Genomic DNA, 13267 nt, shown 5'->3' with positions numbered 1-13267 from the left:
GTCATGAGAAAGCCCATATAAATGGGTAATGTACAAGTTGCTGTAGAAGCATGTTTAATTCGTCTGATCACAGATACTTTATAAAGTATTTTAATACTTTTTTGAATCAGTCAATGCGTAAGTCCTACTTAATTGTTCTCAATGATTTTTTTTCAGTGACTTATTAGTTAGAGTAAAAACTGAATTTCCTATTATGAAATAAAGATCTGAGTCAGAGACTGAATAATAACCTTTAGGATCATTGACTTAATATATTGTTACAATACAATGCTCAATGTTTAATCCATTTGTAACAACTGGTAGAAAATCATGAAAAAACTCGGTTTAGCCACTGCTTTAGTTTAGCCACTGCTTTATTATTAGCCATGACCGGTGCTCAAGCTTACCAATTTGAAGTTCAAGGCCAAGCAGAATACATCGACACAACTGCAAATGACAAAGATTTCATTGGTGGTGTTCAAGGTACTTACTACTTCAAAAATGTTGACTCTACAAAAGGTCCTTTAGCAGAAGCTGCATTCTTAAACCAAGCTTCTAACGTAGCTGTTGCTTACAACTACGGCGAAGTTGGTTCACAAGGTGTTGACGTAATTGCTCATAACTTTGGTGCTAAAGCTGAAGCTTATGTTCCAACTAAAGTTGTTCCTGTATATGCAAGCGCGTCTTACAGCCACACTATTTTAGATTCTAAAAACCAAGCATCGAAAATATTAGAAGACAACGGCGACCGTTATGCATTAGAAGTTGGTGCGCTTCCAACTCAAAACTTCTTAGTTGCTGTTGGTTACACTAGCGTTGCTGACCAAGCTGCTGTTGACGCGTTCAACGTTATGGGTAACGGTGTTGCTAAAGCTGCTGCAGAAGCTACAACTATTGGCCAAGACCAAGACGCAATCACTGCACGTGCTAAATATGTTGGCGCAATCGACGACACTAACATGGCAATTGGTTTCGAATCAGGCATCATCTACGGTGATGACACTGCTTACCAATTCAAAACTGATCTTTTCGTAACTCCTAAATTAAGCGTTGGTGCTTCTTACGCTGAATCTAGCTTTGCTGGTACTCCAGACTCAGCTTGGGGCGCGAACGTAAACTACTTCATCACTCCTGCTGTTGCAGTTGGTGCTAGCTATGTAAATGCTAACTATGAAGCAGCTAAAGCGACTGAAACAAGCTTTATCGGCGACACTCAAACTGTTGGCGTAAACGCTAAATTCCGTTTCTAATTCATATTAGATACTGAATACCAAAAAGGACGCATTTGCGTCCTTTTTTTTCCTGCCATTATTTGTCTTTGGGCTCATGGCGTTCCGGTAAATGGGCAATATATTGCAATGCAATTAAGCGTGAAACGATGAGAGCCAAATACATCACCCCACAGAACATTTGAAGCATAGCCAAGACCCGTGCAGGCGCACTCACAGGCATGAGATCCGACAAGCCCGTGGCAGACTGCAAACTAAAACTTAAAAATAATAAATCTAACCACGACTGCATGCCCGGCTCTGCAGGATTCACAAAACTATCCGGATAAATCAGCTGACAAATACTATAGAGAAAAGCAAAACCCCATGCGATGAGGGTAAATACTGCCCCTGCTGCAAAAAGTTCATCTTTGGTTAAATAGCGATCGGCAAACATATAGCGTAATAAGCCATAGGCTGCACTAAAATACGCACAGGCTTCAAAACCATGCGCAATAATTTGAATATTCGGATGATTTACACCGAGCATAATCAAAGTAGAAAACAATACGGCGCAGCCAACAAAACTCAGTCCTAGAATCGTAAACATTGGAGTTTGGCGAATCACTTTGGCAATGATCAATAGTACCGACACCCCAAGTACCCAAATTAGCGCACGAAAAGACAGACTTTCTCGGGTAATCGCGGTTAAAACCAAGATCAGAAACTGCACCAGTAACAGCCATGCTGAGGGTAAAAGTCTAAAGCTTTTCCAAAAATCCACGAATCCTTGCATTATGTTCAATCTCTATATTTTTTTATCATGCGCTGAAATGATCAATCTGAAGCATCATCAACTGATTGATTTTAAATTAGCATGAAGCAAGTTTCTTCTACTGCAAAGATTTGTTGAGCGTGTCCTGAAAAACATCACATATGCCTACTGTTCTGCCTCAGTTTTTTTATCACCTATGAGCCTCAAAAAGCCTATTGTAAGTTTCAGCATTCAGGCGCACATTTAAAGAAATCTCCTGCGTGGTAGATTTCATTATGAAAAAACATCTCGTATTTGCTCCCCTCTGTCTGCTCATGCTCTCTGCCTGTACACAAGACAGTCCGCTCCTCAAAGGCCATGAAAATTATGTGGGGACTTGGCAAAACAACCACAGTGAATTAGTGATCAAAGCGTCGGGCGAAGTGACGTATTACCATCAAGAACATACTGAAAAAAGTATTGCCAACCAAACCTTCAGTGGTGCTGAACAGTCGCGAATAAAAGCCCATTTGAGCAGTTTTGGTGATCAGAGCTTTAGCATCGGTCAGGATAATTTCTCTCAACAATTCACCATTCAGCGCTCGCCTTATCAAGATGATCAAGGCCATTGGAAAATGTCGATCAATGGAGAAAATTATACACGCAAATAGGACAGAGATTTGTCTACAAACCTCTGCGTCATATCATTCACTAAATATAAAAAAAGCCCCTTATTAGGGGCTTTTTAGGCGATTCAGATTAGTGATCTGAAGCACCAGAGATACCAATACCAGTTTGTGAACGTACATACTGTGCATCGAATGCTTTACGCTCAGCTTGTGCTTGTGCTGAATTATCAGTCACAGAGAACAACCAGCAGCAGATGAATGCCAATGGCATTGCAAAGATAGCAGGACCATTGAATGGGTTAATTGGTGTTTCAGAGATTGCGAATGTATCTACCCAAACTGCTTTAGATAAGATAATTAGGGTCACTGCTGTAAGCAGACCTACTAAACCGCCAATCACTGCGCCGCGAGTGGTCAAGCCTCTCCAGAACATAGACAATACAAGTACTGGGAAGTTTGCACATGCTGCTACAGAGAACGCCAAGCCAACCATGAATGCAACGTTTTGTTTCTCGAACAAGATACCTAAAATCATCGCGAAGATCGCAAGACCTAAAGTCGCGATTTTAGACATACGAAGTTCAGATTCTGGCGTTGTTTGACCTTTCTTGAATACGTTTGCATACAAGTCATGTGAAATAGCTGAAGCACCAGACAATGTTAGACCTGCAACAACTGCAAGAATCGTTGCGAATGCCACCGCTGAAATGAAGCCCATGAACAAATCACCGCCTAATGCATCAGATAAATGCACCGCAGCCATGTTGTTACCACCAACAAGCTCTAGCTTGCCAGTTACCGCCATTTTTGCAACATCAAGGAATTGTGGGTTGTTTGAAACGTAAAGGATCGCACCAAAACCAATGATGAAAGTCAGTAGGTAGAAGTAACCAATGAAACCTGTTGCTACAACCACTGATTTACGCGCTTCTTTGGCATCTTTAACCGTGAAGAAACGCATTAAGATGTGTGGTAAACCTGCTGTACCGAACATTAATGCCAGACCTAGAGAGATCGCATCAATTGGGTTCGCAGCCAATTTACCAGGCCCCATAATATTGCCCGCTTCTGCCAAAGTCACTTCGTGAACTTTAGAGAAAACTTGAATAGATTGTGAGAACATTTCAGAGAAGCTGAAGCCCACGCCCTTCATGACCATGAATGCCATGAACGTTGCGCCAGAAAGTAGCATCACTGCTTTAATGATCTGTACCCAAGTCGTTGCCAACATACCGCCGAAGATTACATACGCCATCATCAGCAAGCCAACAATCACAACCGCAATGTTGTAGTTTAGACCGAATAACAATTTGATTAACTGGCCTGCACCTACCATCTGTGCGATTAGGTAGAACGCTACAACCACCAGCGAGCTCATTGCTGCCAATGTACGTACTGGTTTTTCAGCCAAACGGAACGATACAACGTCAGATAAGTTGAATTTACCTAAGTTACGCAGACGCTCTGCTACTAAGAACAATACAATTGGCCAACCCACCATAAAGCCCAATGAATACAGCAAGCCATCAAAGCCTGAACTGAATACCATTGCGGAAATACCGAGGAACGATGCTGCTGACATATAGTCACCGGCAATCGCTAGACCATTTTGGAAACCTGAAATACCACCACCAGCAGTATAGAAATCTGCAGTGTTGGTAGTTTGTTTTGCAGCCCATTTAGTAATTAGCAGCGTAAAACCTACAAAGATGGCAAACATGATAATTGCGTGCCAGTTGGTCGCTTGCTGCTGTGCTTCACCTAAATCTGGTCCTGCCATTGCCATGCTTGACATGAGCAGAGCGGGAGCCGCCAGTGCTGTTGCTTTCAATGAATTCCATTTCATCTTAGTGAAGTCCTTTTTCTTGAGTAATTGCTTCTACTTCACGCATTGCTTCTTCGTTTAATGCATCTAATTTATTATTTGCAATGTACGAATACACACCACAGAGTAGGAATGACAATACAATAATGCTCAAACCTAATGGCATACCAATCGTGGTTACACCACCACTCACGGATTGCATCAAGAACTCTTTGTTATAGCCCACAAGTAGCATGAAGCCGACATAGACCACCAACATGATGATCGTCAAAGTCCAGCTCAACTTACTTTTACGGCTAACCATTTCCTTAAATTTTGGATTCTGTAGAATTTGTTCTACCTGTCTCTCATCCATAATGTTCTCCTTACGCCGAACCTTGGCGCGCAATTTTCTAATTCGAATTATTTCGAAGCTAAACTTACCAATGTTCCTTATCTCTTGTAATTTAGACTTTGGTCGTTAAATTTTGAGCAATAACCTCCCTAAGCCTATGGATGCGTTATCATTAAGCGAGAATTAATATGCTGCAGGCTCTATGAATAGTTGGCTTATCGTCGGGGTATTGGCCCTTTACATCGCATTACTCTTTGTATGTGCATTCTTTGGTGAAAAGCATGCCAGCAGGCTCAGTACTCGCGGCAGAATGCTTCTCTTTAGTCTAACTTTAGGGGTTTACTGTTCATCTTGGACGTTTTATGGCGCAACAGGTGCCGCGGTTCGTGAGGGCATTATTTTCCTGCCGATCTATCTAGGACCGCTGCTATTTGTTGCGCTCGGCTATGATATTTGGCGACGTTTAGGCCGTGTCCGTCAGCATCATGCCATTTCATCGATTGCCGACTTTGTAGCAGCACGATATGGTAAAAGTGGCCCCTTAGCGTCATTAGTCACGATCCTTGCCGTGATTGCCATTATTCCCTATTTAGCCTTGCAACTACGTGCAATTGCCCTAAGTGCAACGGTCATTTTAGAACCGACCGCTGGTCTGACCAGCACCACCAATAGTGTGCTGTTTTTGACTGGTGTATTGGCGATTTTGGCGATGATGTTTGGGACACGACAGATTGCCAATACTGAACAGCACGGCGGCTTAATGTTGGCTGTGGCATTTGAGTCTTTCGTCAAGCTGTTTGCACTACTTGCAGTCGCATTTTTCTTTGTTTTTGAATCACCTGAAAACATGGCTCAAATCAGCCATGACATCAACACCACCTTTAAAGATGTTCAGCTCAAAGGTGTGCCAGAAAGCTTTTGGATTCAAACTTTATTGGCTGCATTAGCGATTATTTGTCTACCACGTCAGTTCCATGTCGCGGTGGTTGAACTGCGAGATGAAAAGCATATCCGTGGTGCTCGTCGTTGGTTTGCCATTTATCTGATTTTAACTATTATCGCGATCATCCCGATTGCCAGTTGGGCGCTGCATGCAGCACCTGCCTACTTGGCAATCCCCGATGTTGCTGTGCTCTCACTGCCTTTGAGTTATAACCAAGACTGGTTGACCTTACTTGCATTTCTCGGTGGTTTTTCAGCTTCGACAGGTATGCTGTTGGTGTCGTCAGTGGCCTTGTCGATTATGCTCAGTAATGACTTGATCATGCCTGCACTGTGGCGTACACGCTTATTGTCACGTCATGACAAACGCCTACCACTCGTACTGAAATTCACACGTCGTGTATGTATTTTAGCGGTCATGTTATTGGGCTTCTTGTTCTTCCATTTCTTCAATGACATTGACCAATTATCGGTATTTGGCCTATTGGCCTTCAGTGCTGTGGCACAGTTTGCACCGGCGTTAATTGGTGGTTTATATTGGCGCGGCGGAAGTAAGCAAGGCGTATATGCAGGTCTGTTGGTCGGCTTTGGCATGTGGGCTTATACCCTGTTATTACCAACCGTATTGCGTAGCCTGCCTGAACAATTTAAAACATTTACCGAAAATCTTTTAAGTCAGGGTCCGCTAGGCTTGAGTTGGTTACGTCCTGAAGCACTGTTAGGGTTTGAATCTTTCGATCCACTTACCCATGGCGTAGTTTGGGCACTGGGTTTAAATATCACCCTCTATATTTGGATTTCCCGCGTCTTCCGTCCAAGTGTTGCCGAGCAAATTCAGGCCGAAAGTTTCTTTTATTATGAAACCAAGCCCCTCCCGGCTCAAAGTACATCAAACGACATCAGCTATATTCACCATGATGTGGCACGCTTAAAAGTAGGTGATCTGATTACTTTGGCAAAACGCATTACCGGTGAAGGTCCAACTATGCGCGCCTTCAACCAGTTCTGCGCACAAAACAATGTCGTTTTGAATGAAAATAGCAGCGCCAACGGCATGTGGTGGCGTTTTACCGAACAGTATCTTGCCGGCACCATCGGTGCGGCATCTGCCCGTACCCTACTCACCACAGCCATGGTCAATAATGGTTTAGCACTCGGTCAGGTCGCCAATATTCTTGACCAAGCCTCACAGTGGCAGCGCTTTAACCAAAACCTGATCATGACCATGATCGACCATATGACTCAAGGTGTGTCCGTGGTTGATGAAAATATGTGTTTGGTGGCATGGAATAATCAATACCTCAAACTGTTTGATTATCCAAAAGACATTGTCTATGTCGGTTGCCCAATTTCAGACTTGATTCGTTATAACGCTGAACGCGGCGAATGTGGTCCTGGTTCAGTCGAAGAACATGTGCGTAAACGTATGCATTGGATGCAAGTCGGCAGCGCACACGAATTTGAACGAATTCGTAAAGATGGTCGTGTAATTCAGATGCGCGGGAACCCGATCGAAGGCGGTGGTTTCGTCACGACCTTTGCCGATATTACTGCATTCCGTGAAAATGAAGCCTTGCTTGAAGGGCGTGTACAAGACCGTACCCAACAGTTGGCAGATGCCCTGTCCGAACAACAATTGGCACGTGAGCAAGCCGATAAAGCCAATATGTCGAAAAGCCGCTTCATTGCTGCTGCAAGCCATGACTTATTGCAACCGATGCATGCTGCTCGCCTGTTTAGTACCGCCCTCGAGCAAAGCGTACAAAATGACGATGATCGTAAAACGCTTCAGCAACTAGATCGTGCGCTGCATGGTGCGGAAAGTATGCTCTCTGCCCTCTTGGATATCGCACGACTCGAAGGTGGAACCATTCAACCAAAACGTCAGCCTTATCCGCTGCATGACTTACTCAGCGATCTTGAACTGCAATTTAAATCGATTGCGGCACAGCGTAATATCAAACTGACCGTACATGATGCTCAGTTCTGGATTGACACCGACCCACAGTGGATTCGTCGTATTATTCAAAACTTCGTCAGCAATGCCCTACGCTATACGGCGCGTGGTCGTGTTGTGGTGGGTGTGCTACGTTCAGCACGTCCAGGACATATTCGTATTGGCGTTTGGGATACAGGTCCTGGGATCGCGGAAGAACAGCGCATTAAGTTGTTCCAAGAGTTCGAACGCTGTGGACATACCTCTCCATGGGGCGAACAGGGTCTGGGCTTAGGTTTAGCCATCGTGCAACGCATGACCAGCCTACTCGACTACCCAGTGCATGTGTTCTCAGAACTTGGTCATGGTTCGTGTTTTATGATTGAAGTGCCTGTGGTCGCTGCGCCAAAAGTGGTCGCTGCACCGACTCAAGCGGTTCCGCTGAAGACCAAAGCCTATAAGATTCTGTGCTTAGACAATGATGAAACCATTTTGGAAGGGATGTCGACCTTACTGACCAAATGGGGCTATCAAGTCTTTAAAGCCACTGAACCTGAACAGGCCATGGAGTTGATTCAACAAGAAAATATTCAAGTTTGGTTGGTTGACCAACACTTGAATAACAACAAGATCGGTCTCGACTTTATTTTAGATAACCGTCAGGAAAATGTCCCTGTGGCGCTGATTACCGCAGATTCTGATCCTGAACTACCGCAACGTCTAAAAGAGTTAAACATCGTCTTACTGAAAAAACCATTGAAACCGGCTTCACTGCGTTCATGGTTATCTGGTTTAAAAATTTCAAATCAGTAGCGTTGTTACAGGACATCGCTCTGTGAAAAGTAGCCCATTTCATTCACATGAAATGGGCTTTTGTTTACCTTGCTCTTACTTAAACTTACCTAACTGGCAAAAAAATTTGTCTCAACGGCAAGACCATTCAAAATAGCCCCGATATTTCGTCTATTTATTAGCCATAAATATCAAATTAAGATTGCCTATGGCAAAAGATATCGAATGCGTGAGTGAACACTTGTACACTTAGTTACAATTAAAAATCTATTTGATTTAAATCATATTTTTATAACCAAAAATAAAAACTAAAACTTTAGTCGTATATTTAGCTGCGGCCGTTCGTTTTAAAAATATTCATAAGAAGTTGATCAGTTTCAAGCCAATTCAAGAAGCGTCATAACTCAACACTTGAGAAGCTGATCTCCCCCGCATATTAGGAGTGATCTTGTGAATATTTCAGAAACAATGCCGCATGGTTTTGATCAAAATCTACAGTTTCATCGTCAGTATGGTGCCAATGCCATTTTGCCAGAGATCGATTGGCGTCAGCTATTTAAGTTCAGCAAATTAAGTGATGTGCAAGTCGAAGCGCTGGAAACGCTCTATCGCAGTGCCGTTCCTCTCGCGTTACAAGTGTTTGATGAACTGAATTTTGATGTCTTTGCGCCGAATGCCTACAAACCTCAAGGCCTTGGCTTATTCGATCGACTGGCAGAGCAAGAAGACCTACTGCTGCAAAATTTAGAAGCAGAATCCAATGGCTTGGGTTTGGACACCCGTCATCAGATTTGGAGCATGCTACTGCGTGGTGGTGCGGTTTTGGTGTTTAAAGCGTGGCTCGGTAAAGTCAAAACCGACAAAAACCAGCTGGATAAAACACAGTTTGATGAATTATCTGATTTACTATTTATTAAAACAGCGCCATTTGAATTGGCACAACGTTTAAATGTCGATGCCAACTCCAAGCAAGACCATATCTTCCTGATGTATGACAATGATGTTTATCTGGATCGTTTTAACAGCTTAGAAACTGCAGCCCTATTTGTGGATTTGGGTGTTTATGATGCGGCTTTCCTGAGTTTACGTGATGACCGTGTCGCGGATTATCTCAAAGCGCGCGGCTATGTGTCCGATGAACAAATTGATGAATTACAATGTGCGCTCAACCCTTTGTACTGTACCGATCTGACGCCTAAGCAAGACTATATTGCTTAAGTTATTGTTGAAGTTGTTTATATAAGGTATTAACTGATGTTACGCAGTAACATCAGAAGCACAATTTGATTCAAATAAAAGAACGATACGCGGTAACGTCATCCGCAAGTGTTTGAGACAGGACGACTTCTAATCACAAATGTTTTTGCGATACTTTGAATAATTTGGCGCAAGTGAACGAGTTTTGCGGATGACAATGGTTTTGGGTACTTTTGCCGAAACAAAAGTACCTCCAGCCGAAGGCTGATCCCTTTATTTAATCCCTAGATGTAAGACTCCGTCGAACTGACTTAAAAATCATTTTAAAAATGCGAAATTACTTTTAGGTGCGTAATATCAGTTATTGGTTTAATTCGCATTGTTCTATCGCTTAAACAGCATAAAAAAAGACCTCCACGATGGAGGTCTTTTTTTTTGGAAAAAATCCTTAGATTTTCTTTTCTTCAATATTCAATGCATTAATTGCCAATACAGCTTGAGTTCGGTTTTGTACGCCTAACTTACGGAAAATCGCCGTTACATGCGCTTTAATAGTTGCTTCAGATACATCTAACTCATAGGCAATTTGCTTATTCAACAAACCTTCCGCCACCATCATTAACACACGGAATTGTTGCGGTGTTAAAGACTGAATACGTTCGGCCAATGCTGTTTCATCTGCAGCACGTGGGTCAAAGTTCATGTTGGCAGGTAAATTTGGTGGTAACCAAATCTCGCCTTCTAAGACTTGACGAATCGCTTCACCAATGTGGCTTGGATGCGCAGATTTTGGAATATAACCCATCGCACCATGTGCAATCGCACGTTGGATAATCGACGCTTCTTCATGCGCAGAGACCACAATGATTGGAATCGATGGATATTGTGCGCGAATATGTACCAAGGCAGAAAAGCCTGAAGCACCTGGCAAGTTTAAATCCAATAACACAAGATCAGGCTCAGGGCCATTTTCAAGACGTTCATAGCATTCATTGACTGCTGCAGTCTCATGAATTTGCGCCTGAGGCAAACTATAACGAACCGCCTGAATTAAAGCATGACGAAACAGCGGGTGATCATCAACGATTAAAATATTCATAAGCAACGTGAGAGATCTTGTGCACAATGACCCTATTCTAACCACACATGCTATGTGAAGGATATGCAAGAACTTATTTTTTTGCATTTAAAATGTAGATTTTCACCTAAAATGCGTCTTTTTTCGCATTTTCTATAAATCTTTAAATCTAATCATATTTTCATATAAATTTTATCAACACAGTAAAAATGCTTATATCTAAGCATTATATGTTGAAATATCAACAGTTTAAAATTTGAAATTTCACGAATCTTCTGGTTTTTCCAACATATCTAAAAATCAGATAACTTTTCTGATTTTCGTTATTTTACAGTGATCCACCCATCGGGATTAATAAAAGGCATTCCGAGAAACCACACTTTTAGGTTTAAAAAATGTCTCAAGTTAATCTACAAAAACCCCTGAATATTGTTGCTGTGTCAGGTGGTCTAAACAATCCATCTAAAACTGAAGCTATGGTACAAGCCATTGTTGATGAACTCGGCGATGCGACTCCAATCAATGTACATTTTATTAAGTTTAGCGAAATTGGCAATTTATTAGGTGGGGCGATTTACCGTAACCAATTGCCGCAACGTGTACAAGATGACCTTGCTGCCGTTGAAGCTGCTGATGCACTGATTGTTGGAACACCAGTTTACCGTGCTTCATTTACAGGCCTGTTTAAACACTTCTTTGACTTTGTCGAACAAACTGCCTTGGTGGATGTACCTGTCTTGCTTGCAGCTTCGGGTGGTTCTGAACGCCATGCTTTAGTGCTTGAACATCAACTGCGTCCATTGTTCAGTTTCTTTCAAGCGCAAACATTACCAATCGGAGTCTATGCAACAGATCGTGATTTCACCCCTGAATACACCATTCATAGTGAATTACTCCGTGACCGCATTACTTTAGCTGTAGCACGTGCGCTGCCGATTTTGGAATGGGCTCCAGCCAAAGGTCAGCGTGCTGAAGTGGTGAAAGCCAAGTCTCAACAAGCCAACCAAAACTTGGGCATTAATAAGCAAATCGAGCAAGAAGAAGTCCTTCCTTCTGCAGCTGTTCCAAGTTTGGATGCCGCTGAAGCTCGACTGCATAGTAAAAAGCCAAAAACGCAAGTGGCCTAAACACCACAGCTTAACAATTCGATCCCGAGGGTTTGCAAAATGTCAGTACAAGAAAAAAACATTACATTTGCGTACTGGGTACCAAACGTCAGTGGTGGTTTGGTGGTCAGTAATATTGAACAGCGTACCGATTGGAGCTATGACTATAACGTGCGTTTGGCACAAGCTGCAGAAAAAAGTGGCTTTGATTATGCGCTGACTCAAATTCGTTTTACCGCAGGCTATAACGCGGAAAATCAACATGAGTCGGTGAGTTTCAGTCATGGTATTTTGGCCAAAACCGAAAAGCTCAAAGTCATTGCAGCGATTTTACCCGGCCCTTGGAAACCAGCTCTGGCTGCGAAACAATTGGCGACCATCGATCATCTTACCAATGGCCGTATTGCAATCAATGTTGTAAGTGGTTGGTTCCGTGGAGAGTTTGATGCGATTGGTGAAGAATGGCCCGAACATGATCAACGCTATGCGCGCTCTGAAGAGTTCATTCGTAGCTTAAAAGGCGTGTGGACGCAGGATAACTTTAGTTTTGATGGTAAATACTATCAATTTAAAGACTACACCCTATCTCCAAAACCTGTGCAAAAACCGCATATCGAAATCTTCCAAGGTGGCAGTTCACGTGCAGCACGTGACATGGCATCCCGTGTTTCCGATTGGTACTTCACCAACGGCAATACTCCTGCTGAGTTGAAAAAGCAGATCGATGATATTCGTGAAAAAGCCAAAGCCAACAACCATCAGGTCAAAATCGGGGTGAATGCCTTCATCATTGCCCGAGATACGGAGGAAGAAGCCCAAGCGGTGCTTCAAGCTATTATCGACAATGCCAATACCGAAGCGGTCAATGCTTTTGGCGATGCAACTCGTGAAGCAGGTGCATCCACCAAAGAGGGCGAAGGTAACTGGGCAAAATCAACTTTTGAAGATTTGGTTCAATATAACGACGGCTTTAAAACCAATCTGATTGGCACACCACAACAAATTGCTGAACGTATTGTGGAACTCAAAAGTGTAGGCGTCGATTTGGTACTCTCAGGTTTTCTCCACTTCATTGAAGAAGTGGAATACTTTGGCGAAAAAGTGTTGCCACTGGTTCGTGAACTGGAAGCTCAACAGCAGCAAGTTGTGCAGGCTAAATCAGCATAATTGTTGATGCAGTCACAGCTCATAAAATCAGCATAATAATCACAATCGGCTCACTTCACTTTCCTCCCCTAAGGCTCGGCTTAGGGGATTTTTTATCTCGAGTCCCATTTAAAGATATGCTTTGATTCTAGAAAATGAGCTAACCTATAGACAAAGAAAAAGCCCGACATCCTGTCGGGCTTTTTCTATATGGATACTTAAGCATGACTCCTGTCTTGCTTCACAGTCCTGATGGTGAACACTTTGTTATTGTTTTATGTTCCGGAACATCCTGTTCCTGTATGAGTTCATCTTAGGTAAAATTTAAAAGTGCGCCTAGC

10 protein-coding genes are annotated in these 13267 nt (G+C 42.8%); 6 read left to right on the top strand and 4 right to left on the bottom strand.

The features are described 5' to 3' along the window. The first annotated feature begins 296 nt into the window (after nucleotides 1-296). A complete protein-coding gene (gene omp33-36, locus FTT98_RS11130; protein ID WP_257220809.1) occupies nucleotides 297-1229 on the top strand; it encodes a porin Omp33-36 in 933 nt (310 codons plus the stop codon). A gap of 58 nt (nucleotides 1230-1287) precedes the next feature. On the opposite strand, the gene FTT98_RS11125 is transcribed toward omp33-36, so the two are convergent. Next, a complete protein-coding gene (locus FTT98_RS11125) occupies nucleotides 1288-1983 on the bottom strand; it encodes an ion channel (RefSeq protein WP_180008803.1) in 696 nt (231 codons plus the stop codon). A 254-nt stretch (nucleotides 1984-2237) separates the two neighbouring features. Here FTT98_RS11125 and FTT98_RS11120 point away from each other — a divergent pair, with 254 nt between their 5' ends. Then, nucleotides 2238-2612 (top strand): hypothetical protein, encoded by a 375-nt coding sequence (locus tag FTT98_RS11120; RefSeq protein ID WP_180041964.1) that lies wholly within the window; start codon nucleotides 2238-2240, stop codon nucleotides 2610-2612. Between the two features lie 88 nt (nucleotides 2613-2700). Here the strand turns inward: FTT98_RS11120 and FTT98_RS11115 are convergent, their stop codons facing one another. Next, nucleotides 2701-4416 (bottom strand): cation acetate symporter, encoded by a 1716-nt coding sequence (locus FTT98_RS11115; RefSeq protein WP_180002715.1) that lies wholly within the window; start codon nucleotides 4414-4416, stop codon nucleotides 2701-2703. Between the two features lies 1 nt (nucleotide 4417). Beyond that, nucleotides 4418-4750, bottom strand: coding sequence for a DUF485 domain-containing protein (locus FTT98_RS11110; protein ID WP_078190540.1), 333 nt, complete (start codon nucleotides 4748-4750; stop codon nucleotides 4418-4420). Between the two features lie 181 nt (nucleotides 4751-4931). Between FTT98_RS11110 and FTT98_RS11105 the strand changes: the two genes are divergently transcribed. Together FTT98_RS11105 and FTT98_RS11100 are read left to right on the top strand one after the other, a co-directional pair. Then, nucleotides 4932-8420 (top strand): PAS domain-containing hybrid sensor histidine kinase/response regulator, encoded by a 3489-nt coding sequence (locus tag FTT98_RS11105; protein WP_180022766.1) that lies wholly within the window; start codon nucleotides 4932-4934, stop codon nucleotides 8418-8420. Between the two features lie 447 nt (nucleotides 8421-8867). Then, nucleotides 8868-9617, top strand: coding sequence for a hypothetical protein (locus FTT98_RS11100; protein WP_171525947.1), 750 nt, complete (start codon nucleotides 8868-8870; stop codon nucleotides 9615-9617). Nucleotides 9618-10044: 427 nt separating this feature from the next. Here the strand turns inward: FTT98_RS11100 and FTT98_RS11095 are convergent, their stop codons facing one another. Then, the gene (locus tag FTT98_RS11095) at nucleotides 10045-10695 is read right to left on the bottom strand and encodes a response regulator transcription factor (protein ID WP_078190543.1); all 651 of its coding nucleotides are present in this window, start codon (nucleotides 10693-10695) and stop codon (nucleotides 10045-10047) included. Between the two features lie 374 nt (nucleotides 10696-11069). On the opposite strand from FTT98_RS11095, the gene msuE reads away from it, so the two are divergent. Together msuE and sfnG are read left to right on the top strand one after the other, a co-directional pair. Further along, nucleotides 11070-11801 carry an FMN reductase gene (gene msuE, locus FTT98_RS11090; RefSeq protein ID WP_180135105.1) on the top strand — a complete coding sequence of 244 codons (732 nt, stop codon included), beginning with the start codon at nucleotides 11070-11072 and terminating at the stop codon, nucleotides 11799-11801. Nucleotides 11802-11840: 39 nt separating this feature from the next. Beyond that, the gene (gene sfnG, locus FTT98_RS11085; RefSeq protein WP_078190545.1) at nucleotides 11841-12947 is read left to right on the top strand and encodes a dimethylsulfone monooxygenase SfnG; all 1107 of its coding nucleotides are present in this window, start codon (nucleotides 11841-11843) and stop codon (nucleotides 12945-12947) included. The last annotated feature ends 320 nt before the right edge of the window (nucleotides 12948-13267 follow it).

The organism is Acinetobacter sp. YH12039, assembly GCF_013420015.1.
Lineage (GTDB): Bacteria > Pseudomonadota > Gammaproteobacteria > Pseudomonadales > Moraxellaceae > Acinetobacter > Acinetobacter amyesii.
Note: the sequence above shows the minus strand (reverse complement) of the source record. Positions and strands in the feature narration are given on the sequence as shown.

Coding starts and splice junctions, on each gene's coding strand:
- FTT98_RS11125 (WP_180008803.1), bottom strand. CDS start 1,983: ATGCAAGGATTCGTGGATTTTTGGAAAAGCTTTAGACTTTTACCCTCA.
- FTT98_RS11120 (WP_180041964.1), top strand. CDS start 2,238: ATGAAAAAACATCTCGTATTTGCTCCCCTCTGTCTGCTCATGCTCTCT.
- FTT98_RS11115 (WP_180002715.1), bottom strand. CDS start 4,416: ATGAAATGGAATTCATTGAAAGCAACAGCACTGGCGGCTCCCGCTCTG.
- FTT98_RS11110 (WP_078190540.1), bottom strand. CDS start 4,750: ATGGATGAGAGACAGGTAGAACAAATTCTACAGAATCCAAAATTTAAG.
- FTT98_RS11105 (WP_180022766.1), top strand. CDS start 4,932: ATGAATAGTTGGCTTATCGTCGGGGTATTGGCCCTTTACATCGCATTA.
- FTT98_RS11100 (WP_171525947.1), top strand. CDS start 8,868: ATGCCGCATGGTTTTGATCAAAATCTACAGTTTCATCGTCAGTATGGT.
- FTT98_RS11095 (WP_078190543.1), bottom strand. CDS start 10,695: ATGAATATTTTAATCGTTGATGATCACCCGCTGTTTCGTCATGCTTTA.
- msuE (WP_180135105.1), top strand. CDS start 11,070: ATGTCTCAAGTTAATCTACAAAAACCCCTGAATATTGTTGCTGTGTCA.
- sfnG (WP_078190545.1), top strand. CDS start 11,841: ATGTCAGTACAAGAAAAAAACATTACATTTGCGTACTGGGTACCAAAC.